Origin of the sequence: Flavobacterium sp. WG21, assembly GCF_000335775.1 — a bacterium.
Taxonomy (GTDB): domain Bacteria; phylum Bacteroidota; class Bacteroidia; order Flavobacteriales; family Flavobacteriaceae; genus Flavobacterium; species Flavobacterium tructae.
Map to the genome: position 1 here is coordinate 47,984 of NZ_AMYW01000030.1, position 17,507 is coordinate 65,490.

The 17,507-nt window shown below is 34.8% G+C and carries 12 protein-coding genes; 8 read left to right on the forward strand and 4 right to left on the reverse strand.

The window, feature by feature from the left end; all coding sequences use genetic code 11:
- Positions 1–259: 259 nt before the first annotated feature.
- On the reverse strand, positions 260–2,275 hold the full coding sequence (locus tag C245_RS0118255; protein ID WP_017498056.1) for a hypothetical protein: 2,016 nt from the start codon (positions 2,273–2,275) through the stop codon (positions 260–262).
- 834 nt (positions 2,276–3,109) lie between these two features.
- On the opposite strand from C245_RS0118255, the gene C245_RS0118260 reads away from it, so the two are divergent.
- Entirely contained in the window at positions 3,110–5,308 is a 2,199-nt protein-coding gene (locus C245_RS0118260; protein ID WP_017498057.1) for an alpha-galactosidase, read from the forward strand.
- 318 nt (positions 5,309–5,626) lie between these two features.
- Here C245_RS0118260 and C245_RS0118265 read toward each other — a convergent pair whose 3' ends face one another.
- Positions 5,627–8,341: a S8 family serine peptidase gene (locus C245_RS0118265; protein WP_026110145.1), complete on the reverse strand. Its 2,715-nt coding sequence runs from the start codon at positions 8,339–8,341 to the stop codon at positions 5,627–5,629.
- 567 nt (positions 8,342–8,908) lie between these two features.
- Here C245_RS0118265 and C245_RS0118270 point away from each other — a divergent pair.
- The 7 genes from C245_RS0118270 to C245_RS0118305 all read left to right on the forward strand — a co-directional run bounded on the left by C245_RS0118270 (position 8,909) and on the right by C245_RS0118305 (position 14,917).
- Positions 8,909–9,739 (forward strand): M57 family metalloprotease, encoded by an 831-nt coding sequence (locus C245_RS0118270; RefSeq protein ID WP_026110146.1) that lies wholly within the window; start codon positions 8,909–8,911, stop codon positions 9,737–9,739.
- A gap of 247 nt (positions 9,740–9,986) precedes the next feature.
- A complete protein-coding gene (locus C245_RS0118275) occupies positions 9,987–10,970 on the forward strand; it encodes a hypothetical protein (RefSeq protein ID WP_017498060.1) in 984 nt (327 codons plus the stop codon).
- 253 nt (positions 10,971–11,223) lie between these two features.
- A complete protein-coding gene (locus tag C245_RS0118280) occupies positions 11,224–12,012 on the forward strand; it encodes an SDR family oxidoreductase (protein WP_017498061.1) in 789 nt (262 codons plus the stop codon).
- A 230-nt stretch (positions 12,013–12,242) separates the two neighbouring features.
- Positions 12,243–13,049 (forward strand): phytanoyl-CoA dioxygenase family protein, encoded by an 807-nt coding sequence (locus tag C245_RS0118285; protein WP_017498062.1) that lies wholly within the window; start codon positions 12,243–12,245, stop codon positions 13,047–13,049.
- A 153-nt stretch (positions 13,050–13,202) separates the two neighbouring features.
- Positions 13,203–13,889 carry a CDP-alcohol phosphatidyltransferase family protein gene (locus C245_RS0118295; RefSeq protein ID WP_017498064.1) on the forward strand — a complete coding sequence of 229 codons (687 nt, stop codon included), beginning with the start codon at positions 13,203–13,205 and terminating at the stop codon, positions 13,887–13,889.
- Position 13,890: 1 nt separating this feature from the next.
- Entirely contained in the window at positions 13,891–14,322 is a 432-nt protein-coding gene (locus tag C245_RS0118300; RefSeq protein ID WP_017498065.1) for a GtrA family protein, read from the forward strand.
- Between the two features lie 16 nt (positions 14,323–14,338).
- Positions 14,339–14,917 carry a DUF4833 domain-containing protein gene (locus C245_RS0118305; RefSeq protein WP_017498066.1) on the forward strand — a complete coding sequence of 193 codons (579 nt, stop codon included), beginning with the start codon at positions 14,339–14,341 and terminating at the stop codon, positions 14,915–14,917.
- Positions 14,918–15,375: 458 nt separating this feature from the next.
- Here the strand turns inward: C245_RS0118305 and C245_RS0118310 are convergent, their stop codons facing one another.
- Positions 15,376–15,933 carry a sce7726 family protein gene (locus tag C245_RS0118310; RefSeq protein WP_017498067.1) on the reverse strand — a complete coding sequence of 186 codons (558 nt, stop codon included), beginning with the start codon at positions 15,931–15,933 and terminating at the stop codon, positions 15,376–15,378.
- Between the two features lie 61 nt (positions 15,934–15,994).
- Positions 15,995–17,011 (reverse strand): beta family protein, encoded by a 1,017-nt coding sequence (locus tag C245_RS0118315; protein WP_017498068.1) that lies wholly within the window; start codon positions 17,009–17,011, stop codon positions 15,995–15,997.
- Positions 17,012–17,507 lie beyond the last annotated feature (496 nt).

A 17,507-nucleotide genomic window follows, 5' to 3' on the forward strand; every position in this document is an offset into this window, starting at 1 on the left:
AAGATATTTTTATTTGTCGGGTTAGCTTGTTAATTTTTTTGTAAATAATTTAGAAAAAACACAAGATGGTAGGGTTTCTCTTTTGATGTTCATATACTTTGATGCATCAATTCTAATTAATGTTTTGCAATTCAGGCAGAATGAATACCTGACATTAAATAGCAAAACATTAATTAGAACTAAAAACCAGCAGTTGAAATCTGATCGGTACATCAAAGTTTTTGTAAAATAAGAAGTCGTTTGTAATTTGGAGTTTACTTTATTGAAGATTGATATTGACTGTACTTCCGTCTTTGATAATTTTCTTAACGATTACTTTTTTGCCTTCAGAGATTGTTATTTTTAGTTTTTTATCGACTCTTTCCACTGTAATATCAAAATCATGTTCAAATGCATTGATGTGGCGCAATTTCATCATGGGCCAGGATTTAGGAAGACGTGGAGTGAAGTCAAACGAGTTCAGAGCTGTAGGTCGGATACCAAACAATCCTTCGGTGAAAATTCGGCAATACAATCCGCTTTCTGCCGAAAGATGACGCTGATCACCTTCGGGATAGGCTTCTACTGGGTAGGGAACGTGATCACCTAATAAACGACGGTTCGAATAGTAATGCAGAAAATCCAGTGCTTTGTCTGTTTCACCAGCGGCGAGAACGCCTCTTAGCGCATACAAAGTCGAACGGTCCCAGAAAATTTTGTCACCCGCAATACTGGCAAGACCGTCTTTTGTCCATAACCTTGGTGAGAATAGGGCGTTTATAGTTCCTTCCTTTCTATCGTACATGCCCATCGCGAGCGGGGTACAGATCCAGGCTCTTAGAATATCATTTTCTTTGTAGTATTTGTAGGTTTCAAAGCCTTCGACTTTAGCTCCGAAATACTTCTCAATCGCTGCTTTTAATTTTTCGGCCTCTGCTTTGTAAGCTTTAAGCTGTGCTTTATTTTTTCCTAAAGCTTTACCCAAATAAACAGCAGAATTCAAAGCATCATAATATAAGGAAGAGGTGTTTAAATTGGCTTTTCCGGCAGGAAGACGGCCTTCAAGTTCATCAGAATCGGATGTTACGATACCATCAGAATTTAATTTTCTATGGCAATACTCCAGACACCATTCGATCAGGGGCCATAATTGTTTGGCTTCATTTGTATTTCCTCTTGAAAGAGCATAACGCGAAGCTCCATAAGCAATCATTGCTCCGTCGCCACGATCACCGGCTCCGGCCCAAATATCAGTTCCTTCGGCTACAATCGAACTCGGAATAGGTTGGTATTCTTTGTTCATAAATTTTGCAAATTGCAAATAAGCATTTAAGGAAGCCTGATTGCCATATTCATATCCTAAAAAAGGAAAAAACGGACCTATATATTCAGCCTGATCATTGGCCCAGATAGCAGCATAGTAAGATTCTCCTCCAGGGCCGTGCATAGGACCGCCTTTGGTTTCAAAAATACTTTCGGAAGCTCTGATTTTAGCAAAGGCAAATTCCGTATTCAAAACGGGATCCGGTGTTTCTAAGATCAGTTTACTCCATATTTGATTAATAAATTGGGTACGTTTTTCTTTTTCTTCTTCGGCATTTACAACAGGAATCTGCTCGTTTGTTTTGACACCCGAATAGAAAACAGAAAAACTAACTACTTCATTGGTCTTAAGATTAAAATTCCCGGAATTAGAGAGGTCAACATGTACAGCATAACTGCCTTCTGTTCCTTTTGACGGATCTGTGATATAAACGGTATTCGATTTTGGAATTTCTACGACACAGGTTTTTTCAGATATGTTTTTAAGGGTATATATTTCAAAATAACCGGCTAAAGTTGTCGACGGAAAAAATTGTCGGGTCAATTCCAGAGTATTGCCGACTTTACTTTTAACGAGCAATGTTCCGTCCAGAGTTAGTGAAGTCACTTTTTCTGCCACAATCGGTTTGTAGTTTACAGTTACCAAATTAAAACCGTCCTGTGCAAACCTTCGTGTTAAACTGGCATGAGTATTATTAGGGATGGTTCTGAGCATGGGCCATACCAAGCTGCGGGTAGCATGGAACGAACCATCCGCTGCAACGCCATACCTTAGAACGGCCGAAATCTTCTTGCCACTCATTTCGATATGATCGTCATGCGGAATATTGTTACTGATCTGCCAGGAAATAGTTCTGTCCGGATTGATTTGCCAGCGACGGTCTTCCTGCGAAAATGCTTTGCCTGCTACAAAGCAAAAAGCGACAAGGACGAATAGAATGTGTTTTTGTTTTTTCTCAAAGAATCTCTTCATTAGAATTGTTTTTTATGGATGTTGAATAATTACCGCCAGCAGCTTGTTATTTATCGTATTAGTAGTATTTGTTTGTGTTGTTTTTAGATAAATTTTTTATTGGTTTTGTTTTAAAGACGTAGTTGCTTTTTGTCCTGAATTAACAACTGTTCGGTAATTTTCGATGTCATCTTTTTTCTACTGGCGGTAATTTTCATTATTTATAGAGTACAGTTTTATAGCTATTGTTTAGTCCAAAAGTATAAATGTTCTATTCTTTAAGGAAGCAGTTCCTACCGGTTTTTTTGAGGATGCTTAGAAAGCAGCGATAAACAGGAAAAGTAAAGTGGGTAATATAGGATTAGGTGTTAAAAAGTTAAGATTGGTTTGCGATGAAGGATTTTTTACGTTTTAAGAAAATAAAACCGATCAGATTGTTCAACAGTGAGGAAAAAAGTTGAGGTTACCTACAATACAAAAAGGACCGGAAATAGTAAAGTTAAAAGATTAAAAATACCGTTGTTGTGAGGTTCTTTTCGGGCTTTGAAAAATTCGCTTTTTGAGTTAGGAGAAATATAGGTTTTGCTTCGAAGAATATAAAATGATATTTCATTAGATTTTTTACTTTAATTAATAGTAATGGTCTTTTATAGAATAAAAACAGGGTAATATAGTATTATAATTATAGGTATAATGTTGTTTAAGAAAAACGCTTTTTGGAATAGATCAGAACAAACTGGTAGGTACCGGTGTGTACGGATGCTTGATTGTTATACTTTTGAAACTCACTTTAGATTAAAGGAATAAAATAAAGAATACCACAAACCAACCATTTACTATTATCGAACCCTTTTTATGAAAAAAATACTATTTCTATTAGTCTTTACATTTCTGTTTTGTAAAGTTAATGCACAGGAGGAACAAATTCAGATCGAAACTCAAAATACGGCTTTGATTTTAAAGGTAGGAAAGAACGGTTTGCTTTATCAGTCTTATTTAGGGACGAAACTAAGAGATAATTCAGGATACAATGCGGTTTCGAAAGAGAGTACCAAAACATTTGTGGTTAACGACGGAAATCCGCTGGTTAATTTAAGACATCAGGCTTACCCGACTTTTGGAACAGAGAATTTGTTTGAACCCGCAATTCGAATGACTCATAATGACGGTAATCCCTCTCTGGAATTAAACTATGTAAGCCATAGTACGCAAAAATTAGATGGTAACACTACCGAAACTAGTATCAAACTTAAAGATCCTGTATATCCGGTAGAAGTTACACTGCATTATAAGGCTTTTTATAACGAGAATACAATAGAACAATGGACTGAAATTGTACACCATGAAAAGAAATCGGTTATCTTATACAATTATGCGTCATCAATGTTACATTTTGATGCCGATCATTATTGGCTGACTCAATTTCACGGAGACTGGGCCAAAGAAACTCGCATGCAGGAAAGTGAGTTAACGAGTGGTACCAAAGTAATTGATTCGAAATTAGGGGTCCGTACAAATATGTATCAAACACCGGTTTTCTTTCTGTCTCTAAATGCTAAAGCCAATGAAAATTCGGGTGAACTTGTGGCGGGAACGATTGCCTGGTCCGGAAATTTTAAGTTTGCTTTTGAATTGGACAATAAAAATTCGCTTCGAATCAGCTCCGGAATCAATCCGTTTGCTTCTGAGTATAATCTTCAGCCGGGAAAAGTATTCACAACGCCGTCTTTTATTTATACTTTTTCGAATAAAGGAAAAGGACAGGCCAGTAGAAACCTGCATTCATGGGCCAAAAAATACGGAGTGAAAGATGGAGAAAAATCCCGTCTGACCTTATTGAACAATTGGGAAACAACTTTCTTCAATTTTGATGAAAAGAAATTGACCGACATGTTTGCCGATTCCAAAACGTTGGGTGTTGACATGTTCTTGCTGGATGATGGCTGGTTTGGAAATAAATATCCAAGAAGCGGTGATAAATCAGGGCTTGGAGATTGGCAGGCTACTAAAACAAAGCTGCCAAATGGTATTGGTTTCCTGATGCAGGAGGCTGAGAAAACGGGAATAAAGTTCGGAATTTGGATCGAACCCGAAATGGTGAATCCGAAAAGTGAATTGTACGAGAAACATCCGGATTGGGTATTAAAATTGCCTAATCGACCGGAAAGTTATTACCGTACCCAATTGGTTTTAGATTTATGTAATCCGCAAGTGCAGGATTTCGTATTCAAAACAGTAGACGATATTATGCAGACAAAACAGGGGGTAGCTTTCTTTAAATGGGATTGCAACAGAATGATGACTAATGCTTATTCTGCCTATCTGAAAAATCAGCAGTCACATTTGTTTATTGAATACACCAGAGGTTTGTATAAAGTTTTGGACCGCATTAAAACGAAATATCCAAATTTACCCATGATGCTTTGTGCCGGAGGAGGAGGCAGAACCGATTACGGATTACTTCAATATTTTACAGAGTTTTGGGCAAGCGACAATACCGATCCTTTCAACAGAGTATTCATACAATGGGGATATTCGCAGTTTTTTCCGGCCTTCTCAATTTGTAACCATGTAACTTCCTGGGGAAATCAATCCATCAAATTCAAGACTGATGTGGCAATGATGGGTAAATTAGGTTTTGATATTAATGTAAAAGAACTGAAAGAAAAAGAATTGAAATATTGCCAGGAAGCCGTAGTTAATTATAAACGATTGAGTCCGGTAATTTGGCACGGCGACCTGTATCGAATGATTTCTCCTTATGAGGAAAGCCGTGCGGTATTGATGTATGTGAACGAGTCGAAAAGTAAAGCGGTTTTGTTCTCCTACACGCTTCATCCACTTTATGATCCGCAATATAATCCGGTTCGTTTTCAAGGTTTAGATCCAAATAAAACTTATAAAGTAGAAGAAATAAACCTAATGCCGGAGGCAAAGAAATCAGTCGAAGAATCCGGAGAATCCTTTACGGGAGATTATTTAATGAATGTTGGTTTACGTGTTTCTTCGTCTAAGGTCGAAACCAGCGTTGTTCTCGAAATTACTGAATTGTAGTTAAATTAGTTTTTTGTATAGACGAAAAGCCTTTCGATGGAAAATCTCCATTTTGAATGGCTTTTTTATTTTGATAATGAGGTAGAAAGGAAATAGCTTCAAATGAATAATTATTACCAGTTGGGTGTTTTGAAAAGTAATTGCCACAGATTAGCGGATTAAAAAGATTCGAAAATCTGCAGACTCGAGCGATAGCGAACAGGCGAAGCAATCTGTAAGATCTGCGTGCGAAAAAAAATCTTAGACATAGAAACATTTAAAACCTGTCGGGTTTGACTATCAAATGTAAAAAAGCATCATAGATTATAAGGAAGTAGTTTAAAAAACCGCAATCTTTCCGGTTTGTACCCCGCCGGAACTTGTTATTATTTTGTAAAGATAAATTCCTGATGGCGTATTTTTCAAATTGATACTATTGATTTTAGAAAGAAACGAAGAAGTAATAATATTTTGTCCGCTAACATTGTAGAGATAAAAAGTAGCAGCTTCCTCTTTTTTGGCTTCAATATTTAATTCTTCATTTTTACTTAATAATGTTGGGTAAATCAAAAACAAATCATCACCTAAATAGTTAGCGTCAATAATTTGGGAACTTACGGTAGTATTGCTCCCTAATAGTATATTGATTTTATATTTATTACTGCCTTTTACTGGTGTTGTATCCAGAAAAGAAAATGTTTTTGATTGGATGTCGTTTAGAGTACTGATCACACTTTCGGCTGAATTATTAATCTTCACTAAATCTATTCTTTTGATGTTGTACAAGCTAAAAACACTGGCGCTGACCTTTATTTGGTTCTCCTCGAAAACTTCAGCCAAAGTCAATTCAAAGTAGCAATTTGAGTTTTGATCGTACTGTAAGGTCGATTCACTTTTTATTCCTTCGCTATCATTTATCACAGGAGTAACCGTATAAATCTTCCCGTCAGTATAGGCATAATTGTTGTTCGTTATCTGTTCTTTAAACTCTAAACGATCATTGGTCAGTTGATAAATTTTAAACGAAGCAACATCCGCAGGTTTGTCCCAATTAATTTCTGTTGTGCCATCGCATACTAAACTGGTTCTAATGTTTAAATCATAAGAAACCGTAAAGGGATCCGAAACATAATCTGTATTGCCAATGGTCATTTTTAGTTTAGCTTTCGAGAATTTTTTCTCTGCAGGTGTGTACGTAAACTGCTCATTATCTAAATTGATACTATTTGCTATAATTTCCCAGGTTTGACCATTATTATAACTGATCGATAATTGACCAGAGGTACCGGGAAAGGAAGAACTCCATTTGAAAGGAGAAATTATTTTCCCATCATAAGGGAAATTATCATTAGCAACTGGATAATTCCATTCAAAACGATTTTCCGTTTCATATTCATAGGCGATACTGTAATCCTGAGAAGCATTTGAGACGTACGCGCCAGTAACAGTAATAGTATAGGATCCGGATGTAGGATTTTCAACCGATACCTGCTCGATAGTATTCAGTTTGTCTTTTCCTTTAGTGGCAGGTTGCTGAGGATTTTCAGGATTCAGAACCCAGGGTAAAAAAGTAGTAGAATCGGCCGAAAGAACTTCGAGATCTAAATCGTTTACCAAACTTATAGCGCTGTTGATCGCTGCGGGTAAGTCGTTCCAGACTAATGTTATTTTTAAGTTTTTCGCATTAGCAGGAACTGTAATGGTATGTGAGTTCGTTTGACCGGAAGCCAATTTATCGGTTATAAATCTGTTTTCACTAATCGTTTTCAGACATTTATCAGCATTGATGTTGCCATAACCATAGGTGAAATCAGGACCGGCGTTACCCAAATCTTTTGCACTATTAATTAGAATGGCTTTGGTTAAGGCATTAGACAAAGCAGTATTATGTATCGTTTTATACTGTTGCTTCATAAGAGTGATAATCCCTGTGGCCAATGCAGTAGAATTTGATGTCCCTTGAGAGCTGTAAGCGACTAATTCCGGTTTTATTCTCCCATCATAAGCAGGACCCTTAGACGAAAAAGATAGGATGACTTCATTCTGATCTACACAGCCAAAGGCAATGCTGTTTTTAGATTGTTTAAAATTACCGGTGATAGATTTATAGCCTTCTAATCCTTTATTACCGGATGAAAAACAATGAGTCAAGTCAGGATTTAAGGCCAATTGATTGTCGTAAGCATTTGCGAGTGAACCATAAAAATTCTCAATCACTGTACCATAAGAATGATTTTGAGTGGTGGCCCCTTGTAAAGTTGCTATTTCGTCTGGATAGATATTTAAAAAGTCAGACGATTGCAATTTTGCTTTTATGGCGACCCCTTTTCCTAAAACAGAGCTATTCCCCAATCCCGAAACTATAGTGGCCATGGCAGTTGCGTGGCTGGATACGGTAGAAGATTGTGTTGAGGAAGGAATATGTTTATGGAAGAGATCGACATCTTTTAGATCAAAAAGGTCATCCTTGATAGAGGCAATTTGATTTTCGCCTGTGAGAAGAGGGAAATTAATAAGCGCTTTATTTACAGCATTAATAGTGAAATTTTGATCCGTTATTTTTGATTCGCTTTCAGGTTGAAGCGCTTCTTGTGAAACAGCAGTGACGCTGCTCAAGGGAATAATCTTATCAAGAATTGTTTTGGAATCACTTTCCAGGATTACAAGATGATCATTAAGTATTTTAATAGTAGAAATGTTCGTCAGCTTCAAATCGGCAAGCAATGATTCAATAGCATTAGTGGCTATGATGTATTTTTTGCGTTCTTGATGATTTGAAAAATCTGAAGGCAATTTCCATAAATTATTAACGGGAAGTATCTCTTTCAACGATCGATTGTATTTTGAACTTTTATTTTCAACAATACAATAGGTAGCATCTAATTTTTTTACAATAGTATACTGATTGCGATGTGCATTTTCTATAGGGGTAAGAGAGTATTTTTCAAATGTTCCATCACTTTCTTTCTTTAAGTATTGTTCCCATTTTTTGGAGTTTTGCGACAAACAGATTGTCGTTACTATAAAAAGGAAAAACGTAATTTTTATCTTCATTTATTGTAGGTGTTAGGGCAATTGCAGCCATTTTGATCAATATTTTGACAAAACCGCCTTTTTTAGCGATATATTACTTTTTAGTTTAAGATAGAAATCTTTTTTAAACACTTCTAATTGAATTAAATATCGCCGCTAAAAAATCAAAGTTATCAAAATATTTGTAAAAATTTTATTCCTTTTTATTTCGTTCGGAATTCGTGATTTTAGAAGGTTAAGTCCACTTTTAAGAGTTTTCAGTTGTATTTCAAAGCTGTTGAAAGTTTATCAGATTCGTTTTCACCCGCGAAGTATACGAAATCTAAAATTAATAATTTTGAAGGATTTGTTTTAGAGTAATACGTTGATTTGTAATCGATTGCTTGTTTTTATTGGGCTCATAGTGAATTTTATGCGATTACCGCATAAAAAACAGGAAAATAATTTAACAAAATACATTTAATTTGTTAAATTATTGTTTTTATAAGTATTTTAATACTAAATCTATGTAGTTTTGACAATAAAGTAGTAATATTTTGTAAAGACCCTAAAAATATCAACTTATTTAACTAACCAAAACACTTTTAAATGAAAACAATTAAAACAACCTTACTTTTGTCGTGTATAGCGCTATCGCTATTGTCTTGTAATAAAGAGGATGAGGTAACTCAACCAAACAAAGAAGCTCTAACAGTATCACAAGATGTGTTAGATAAAATTAACTCACTTGCATTGAACACTAATGATGTTCAGGTAATTAAAAATACCAAATTAGACGGTACCACTGAAGATGCTTACCTGGTTGAAGGGGATATCATCATCACTGATGCACAATTGAAACAAATGGATCTTCATGGAGGTATCACTTCAGAGCAATACCGTACTACTAATTTAGTAGCTGCTCCAAAAACTATTAAAATTGTTGGATTAACCGGAACAGGTACAACAGCTCTTTCTGCTAATATGCAAGCGGGATTACGTGCAGCAGTAAACAGATACAATAGTTTAGGATTGACGATTAACTTTACACTAACTTTCGGATCAAGTACTACAGGTGCAAACATAGTAGTAAGAAGACAATCCGGAGGTGCCGGTGGAGTAGCCGGATTCCCTACTGGAGGAAATCCTTATAACTCAGTTACATTGTATTCTGGATTAGACACTTATTCTGTAAATGTAAACGCACACGTAGCAGCGCACGAAATTGGTCACTGTATTGGTTTACGTCATACAGACTATTTTAGCCGTCAAAGCTGTGGACAAAATTCAAACGAAGGAGCTGCTGGTGTTGGAGCAATTCATATCCCGGGAACTCCTACAGGATACGATTCAACTTCATACATGAGAGCATGTTTCAGCTCAAATGAAACAGGAGCTTTCAATAGTAATGACATTACTGCTCTGAACTATCTATATTAGAAGTTGAATTAAGGCGTTCTTTGCAAAATATTCGAGGCTGTTCCGTAATTGGAGCAGCCTCACTTTGTTTTTGGTAATTACTTAGACTTTTTTATGATGGATGGGAGGATTAAATACCTTGTATCCATCCTGACTTTTTTTTGATAATTTAAAATAGTGTATTAAAAATAAAACGGGTAATTCTACGTAGCTGTAAGATTATATTTTGTACTAGATTTATTACTTAAACCCTAATAATCGACAAATCATGCAAAACAATGAAAATTCACCCATTCCATTAGGATGGGTTGGTGGATTCCCGCCAGCAGGTTCACCTATGTTATATCCAACCCGGGATCTTTCCTCATTACCGATGTTGAGTAATATGGATAATATTAGTTTTTTACAACGTCAACTTGGTGTAAAGTGGCCTGAGTTTAGTTGGGAAACCCAAAAAGACAGTCCTAACAAGAGAAGATGTTACCAGCAATTTGCACCTTACATTTCCAGAGCCGGTTATACTGATGAAGGTCGGGTATATTCTGTTATCTGCCCTCAACAGGGAGTCTGGCTTAAAGATGAAATTTGTATCAATGTTGAGGTTACGGTTACCGGACAAAGAGGTTGGGTTAACGAAGTAACAAAAGAGGTCGCCATAGACATGACAGTTGAAGGTAAAATTTGGCTAACACCTAATGAACAACAAGGCGATAAGATAAAAGAGATTTGGCCGCTATTGGAATATAGTTTTCCAAAATTTCCATTAAATAAAGATAATGCCATAAGAGTTACTACACACAAGCAAAATGATCCTGATCAGCCCATCTTTGAAGTGATCCACGGATTAAATCCTGAATTTGAAAATCCTCCGTTTGCATTACATGAAGGTAAAGCATTTGCCACCGCTTATCTTGCTGTTGAAATTGGAGATATTAAGCTGACAAAAGATAAAGTAGTTGATGATTTTAATCAATTAATCATGAAAGCTTTTAATATTGGTTCAGGAAATATGCTTCAGCCGGGAAATACCTTGTCATGGAATCTTTGGTTTACAGAACCCGCTTTGGTCAATAAGGAAGAGTGGAAAAATCATGCTGAATTTTGGAGAAACTCTATTGATGTACATCATTGCTCTCCAACAGGAAATGGTACTGATGCCAGATATTTTGACGGAAGCAAATTTAGTCCTGAAGCAAATGCCGTAGACGAGATAATTAAGGATATTATCAACTATGTTAGAAAACATCTTTAGGTTATTAAAAAAAATAACATGTAAAAAAGGAAGGTATTCGATATCTTCCTTTTTTTTGTGAAGCCGTTGGAGTTACAATTGAACAGCCTATACCTATTTTTAAAATGCAAATGGTTTCCTTAAAAGTTGGTAGAATATCAAAAGAATAGTTGTTGAGAAAGTGGGGATTGTATTCGTTATCTTATGAGTTAATAGGTAAGAATTAATCCGTTGGGAATAATTAATTTTTATATTTGAAAATTAAATGAATAAAATGAGCGAAAAAAATAAACCGTATGCGTTAGTAACTGGTGCCAGCAAAGGCATTGGAAAATCGATTGTTTATGAATTGGCTAAACATGGTTATCCGCTATTGTTAGTGGCAAGAGGAGAAGCGGAATTAAAAGCACTATCTGATGATCTTCAGGTCACATACGGTATCAACGCTCCAATTTTGGCAATTGATCTTTCATTGACTGGTGCATCGCTAACAGTTGCCAATTGGGTAAAAATGAATAATTATCCCGTTGGCATTTTAGTTAACAATGCCGGTTATGGCGTGTGGGGCAATTTTAGTGAGTCTTCGCTGACGGATCAGCTTGGCATGATGCAGCTTAACATGAATGTAATTGTAGAACTTTCGCATTTATTAGTACCCATACTTTCACAGGAAAAACAAGCCTGCATTTTAAATATATCGAGTACTGCTGCCTACCAGGCGGTACCTACATTGGCTGTTTATTCCGCTACAAAGGCTTTTGTTTTATCGTTTACCCGTGCCTTGCGTTTCGAACTTGCTCAAACTTCAATTTCAGTAACTTGTTTTAGTCCGGGTCCGGTTGATACCGGTTTTGCTGCAAGAGCCGGTTTAAATCCTTTTAACAAAATGGCTGAAAAGTTCAATATGCAGCCTGGCGAAGTTGCAAAAATTGCCGTAAAAGCCATGTTCAGCAAAAAATCAGAGGTTATTCCGGGCTTTACAAATGTCATTTCGGTTTACGCCAACCGCTTGCTGCCAAAGGGATTTATCGAAAAAACGGCCGCAGGAATTTATAAAATTTAATTTTTTTTCAAAAAAAGTAAGAAAATATGCTTTGCAAAAGATAAAATATTATTATCTTCGTTTTAATATCTATTAATTCTATAGAGTATGTCTAATAAAAGAAATATGTTTAGTTTTCCGAAAGAACGAATGCAAGTAAACAACATGCGAATGTGTCGCTGTTGTTGCTGTCGCTAATCTTTTAGATAAAATTACAAACACTATTATTTCATTTATTAAATATATTTATCATGGTATCTTCTTATAAAACCTTTACCCTTACAGAACAATTAACTGCTGAGCAAATTGATTTTTTTAACGAATATGGCTTTATCCATTTCAAAAAATTTATAAATCCGGAAACGGTTTCATCAATTATCGATGCCTCAAAACAAGTACAGCAAAAATGGATTGACAATGATCTTAAAAAGATAAATGGTGTTCCAATTAAATATGGAAAGGATTTGGATGGTTCTCCTATTGTACAGCGTTTTGCTTTTATCAATCAACACCACCAAACCTTAAGCGGTCTTTTATTAGATCCAAGATTTAATAGTTTACTGCAATTAGCAGGCGATGACGCAAGGTTAGGCACTGAAGAAAAAGACGGAATGGTTTTCAATCATTATATCAATGGGCCGGAAAGTAAGTTTACTAAAATGGGCTGGCATACAGATGGTTTGAGAGATATTTTTTATGGTGCAAAATTAAACCCGATGTTAAATGTGGGCATTCACTTAAGCACTTTGAAACCCGAAAACGGAGGTCTTAAAATCATTCCGGGTACTCATAAGCAAAGTATTTACCAAATGCTTTTTCGTAAAAAATACTTTTTGGATCATAACGCCGATTCAGAGGAAGTTTCCATCAATCCCGAAGCAGGAGATTTAACTATTCACGATGGCCGTTTGTGGCACAGAGTGGCAGAATCAACTATTCGTGGCGAAGAGAGTAGAAGGAGAGTTATTTATGTTCCAATAATAGCAGGAAAATACGCTCCTAAAAACGAGAATAGCCCAACGGTTTTTTATCAACGTTTTGCGGGAATTGTTAAGTAATATGCTGTTTGTCCTTGCATTTAGTTATCTGGTTAGATCAGGTAAGCTAAAAAGAACTGCCGATTTTTTAAAAAATACGCCAAGAAAAGTAAAATTAAAAATGGTTAAACTGGAATTAGCGATAGTCTCAGGCTTACAAATATTGCGTTATTAATGGGAAAAGAAACACAAGTTGAAGAGTATACTGCAATTGTACAAAGAGCATTTTCAGACCGTAAGCGAACTAATATTTTAAAAAAAGCAGAACAGTTAACGATTGTATTTTTACTTCCAAAGGTACCTGAATTCATTTCGCCAAACGTACTCACTTTAATTGGTACACTTGGCTCGGGATTGATTTTTTTAGCCTTTGTTTTAGGGGCTTACCTAACCGATTGGTATTTGCTTTTGGCTATTTTCGGATTGATTATAAATTGGTTAGGCGATTCTTTAGATGGAAGATTGGCCTATTATAGAAATATTCCACGCCGTTGGTATGGTTTTGCACTCGATATCATTGCCGATTGGATTGGTATTGTATTTATAGGTTTTGGCTACTACATTTATGCTAAAAATGGTACACAAATAGTGGCCTTTGCTTTTGTCGCCTTGTACGGTTGGTCTATCATCATCAGTCAGTTACGCTATAAAATTACAAATGAATACAGTATAGATTCCGGTTTTGTTGGTCCAACTGAACTTCGATTTATTATTGCTTTAATTTTAATTATAGAAATTTTATTTCATGGATCAATCACCTATTTGGCAGGCTTGATAACTATTATATTGTTTGTAATTAATACGATAGATAGTGTAAGGCTTTTAAAATTGGGTGATTTAAGAGATAAAAACCAGGACTGATATGTTCAGTAAAAAATCCATTTTTACTTTTCTGCAAGCACAAGTCGCGGCATTTTTAGGGGGCATTACCGATTATGGCTTAATGATTTTATTGACAGAAGTATTTCAATTGCATTTTGCCTTTTCTATTCTGATCTCCGGAGTCGTTGGCGCGGTTATCAATTTCAGCATCAATAGATTTTGGGTGTTTAAAAATCAATCGGGTTATAGCAGCCGCATCAACAGTCAGCTTTTTAAGTTTGCGTTGGTGGTATTAGGGAGTATTTCCTTAAAATCATTTGGTACCCTTATTTTTCAGAAAGTATTTCAAATCGATTATAGAATTGGAAGATTAATCACAGATAGTTTTGTCTCTTACGGATTTAATTATCCACTGATTAAATATTGGGTTTTTAGAGTAAACAAAAAACAGAACGTAGTCGAATCAAATTAGTATATAAATGTTTTTTATGAATCAATTATCTTTTAAGGACTTTACAAAATCACTGATCGTTATAACGATCGTAGTACATATAATTTCAGGAAATCTATTGGCACAATCCAAAAATCCATCGCCATTAAATTTCCCAACGCCTAAGAATATAGACAATATGCTATTCTATATTCAGCGGGACCCCAATATAAACACCGCTATTTATGCCATAAACTACCAGGAAAATGGAAAAATAAACAAAAGCAATCCTATAAAAGCCTATTGGATTCGATATGCTGAGAAAGGAGAAAAAAAAGATTTCAATTATTTACAACGCAAATTTGCCTACGGAATAGAAACTAAAACTCTCGAAAATGAGGAGTTTGAGTTTAAATTTGTGTCGTATAAAAAGTTGGCCTTGACCTTAAAGAAGATAGAGGCTGATCAAAAATACCATGTTTTTGCAAATGTAAATCAGAAAAAAATACAGGTAGAAAAAATATTTGTGCGCATTGAAGGAGGTTCTTTCTGGTTACCCAATGTAAAGTATGCCGAAGTGACCGGAATTGATGCGCTCTCCAATAAAACAATTACCGAAAGGATGTTGTTGAAATAAGATATCCTCATTTTCCCATGTGTTCCCATGAAAAGCTGCGCAAACGTCTCTGACTTTGCGTTTTTTTTTGTTCCTTAGAAATTATAAACGGAATAAAAGTCTCCCGACTTTTCACGTTAAGTTCTTATTTATTCCTATGGACTTTTTTACATTCAGGGAAGTATTCTAAGAAAGTTATTTTTAAAGTCGGAGACTTTATGAAGTTTCTGTTTTTCAATTATATTTGTTTAAAATGGCGCAAAGTCTGAGGCATTTGCTGCGTAAAAAAGAACACATCGAAGAGTGGGGGAATGACTCATTATGGTAGTAGAGAGCAAAAAGTTTCAAGTTTTATCGATAGAATTAAATAATTTAATACTTAGGATAGGGATATTTTTAAAAATACAACATTGCAGTTGTCCAAATAAAAAGCCCCAAACTTGAGGCTCTTTATTTGGATAAGGATTTAAGATATAATTTTATTTCCAGGTTTCTCTTTTCTTTAATTTACTCCTTACTATATCCGCAATTGAATCTGTATCGAGATTAGAAGATAAAGCTTCACATAAAAGCCAGTTTCTATCTTTTTTTCGGAATTTTATTTTGCGTTCTTCTAAGCACTCCATTAATTCTTCTCTCCATAAAAGTTTCGCAATATACATTGATTCTCTTTTTTCATTTTTAATAGGCTTACGTAGTTCGCTTATTGATTTAATGCCATTTTTTTCATTACAAATAAGGATTCCAATCCATTCGGGGACATAGTCTAGAATTTTTTGACCATATTTTTCTTCTGTTACGATTGATAAATAATCAAAAACTTTTGTATAAGCTTCTATTTGTGAAGGTAATCTTTGTAAAGTGTCTGATGCACTTTTTATTTCATAGCCATGTAGTGAACCATTAATAACAGCAATATCTATTCTAGCTTTTGCAACTGGCAGACTTAATTCTTCGACAATTTTGGAATCGTTATCGTTAATGTAATACTTTAATTCAGTATTTTTAAGCAATTCACGAATACAAGGGTCTTTCATATTAATAGTAGTTTAGGAATTACAAAAGTAACACTTTAGAAGGATAGAGGAGAATACAATCTTATAAAATAGATGTTAATAGAGTTATATGATGGTTTTGCGAGATTTCTACCCAACTTCCCGCATTTCCTGTTTTTCTGTCTGGATCATTAATTAATTGTGAAGCATAGAAATCAATTCTTTCATCTCCCCAAGAAAATACTATTCCGCTGTAATCATGACTTGCTACGAGTTGAGTTGCAAAAGTGATATACTGACCATTACCATCAATATGATTACTGGACTTCTCACCACGGTATATCACGTATTCATCAATGACTGTATATTTTATGCTACAACTTCCTTGAAAATTAGCTTCGGTATAAATAGGATGTTTAGTACCATAATCACTGTATTTAATTGTATCTTTAATGCTATGCTGTGCTTGTAAGATAGACCATAATTGCCATTCGTACCTAGGCAATCGATAAACTCTTCCAGGTGGATTAAGGCTTCCTAAATTATCTAAAAATGAACCTGAAGAGACAATGATGTTTTCATAATCTTGGCGATTAGTAATCGAGTTAATTACATTTACCGCAACTCCTTCAATTAATGTATGGTTTGTAGATCTTATAAAACCAAAGTCCAGTAATAATGATAATTGATTACTGTTTACACCTAATTGATTAATCATACTTTCAATTGATGTGTTGATATTTAGAAATCCTCCACTATTATTTGAAAAGCGGATACAAATTTTTTGAATTTCTAGATTATCAATAAGATTTTCAATTAATGTTAAATATCTTTGATTGCTATTTTCTTGTACAACAGGAACTATATTAACACCGTTGTTCTGTAAGTCCCTAATAAGCTTTTTAATTACAGGAATACTTAAATCTTCAGCTAGCGAAAAGTCTAGAAATAATTCATTTTCTCTAAAATTCCAATGAGAGTGAAAAGATTCAATTTTGGATATGTGTTCTGATAAAACTTGGAGAACTGGTGTAACATCATTTTTTGAAGTTTGGGATAATTTAGACAGTGCAGTAAGTTCTCCTGCTTTTGATAAAAGAATAGGATAATATTTTTTCATTTTTGTTGCTTATGGTTAATAGATGGCTAAAATCCAAATTTAAATTTGAGGTTATTTACGGATTTCCATAAATAGTAAGAAAATAAAGATTTTTACCAAAGCTATTTATTCGCAAGTAATTATATTCACGTAGAATTACCTGTTTTAATTTAAAAATAATAGAAAAAGAGTATGTGAAGTTTTTTTATCAACAATCAAAATATTAACCAAAACAAAAAGTACCGCTTTCCGAAGTGTTCTCATGAAAAGCTGCGCAAATGTCTCTGACTTTGTGTTTTTTTTGTTCCTTAGAAATTATAAACGGGATAAAAGTCTCCCGACTTTTTACGTTTAGTTCTTATTTATTGTTGTGAATTTTTTTTTGCATGCGGGGAATATTCTAAGAAAGTTATTTTTAAAGCCAGAGATTTTATAAAGTATCTACTTTTCAATTACATTTGTTTAAAATGGCGCAAAGTCAGAGACATTTGCGCAGCGGGTGAGTTGGGAATGTAAA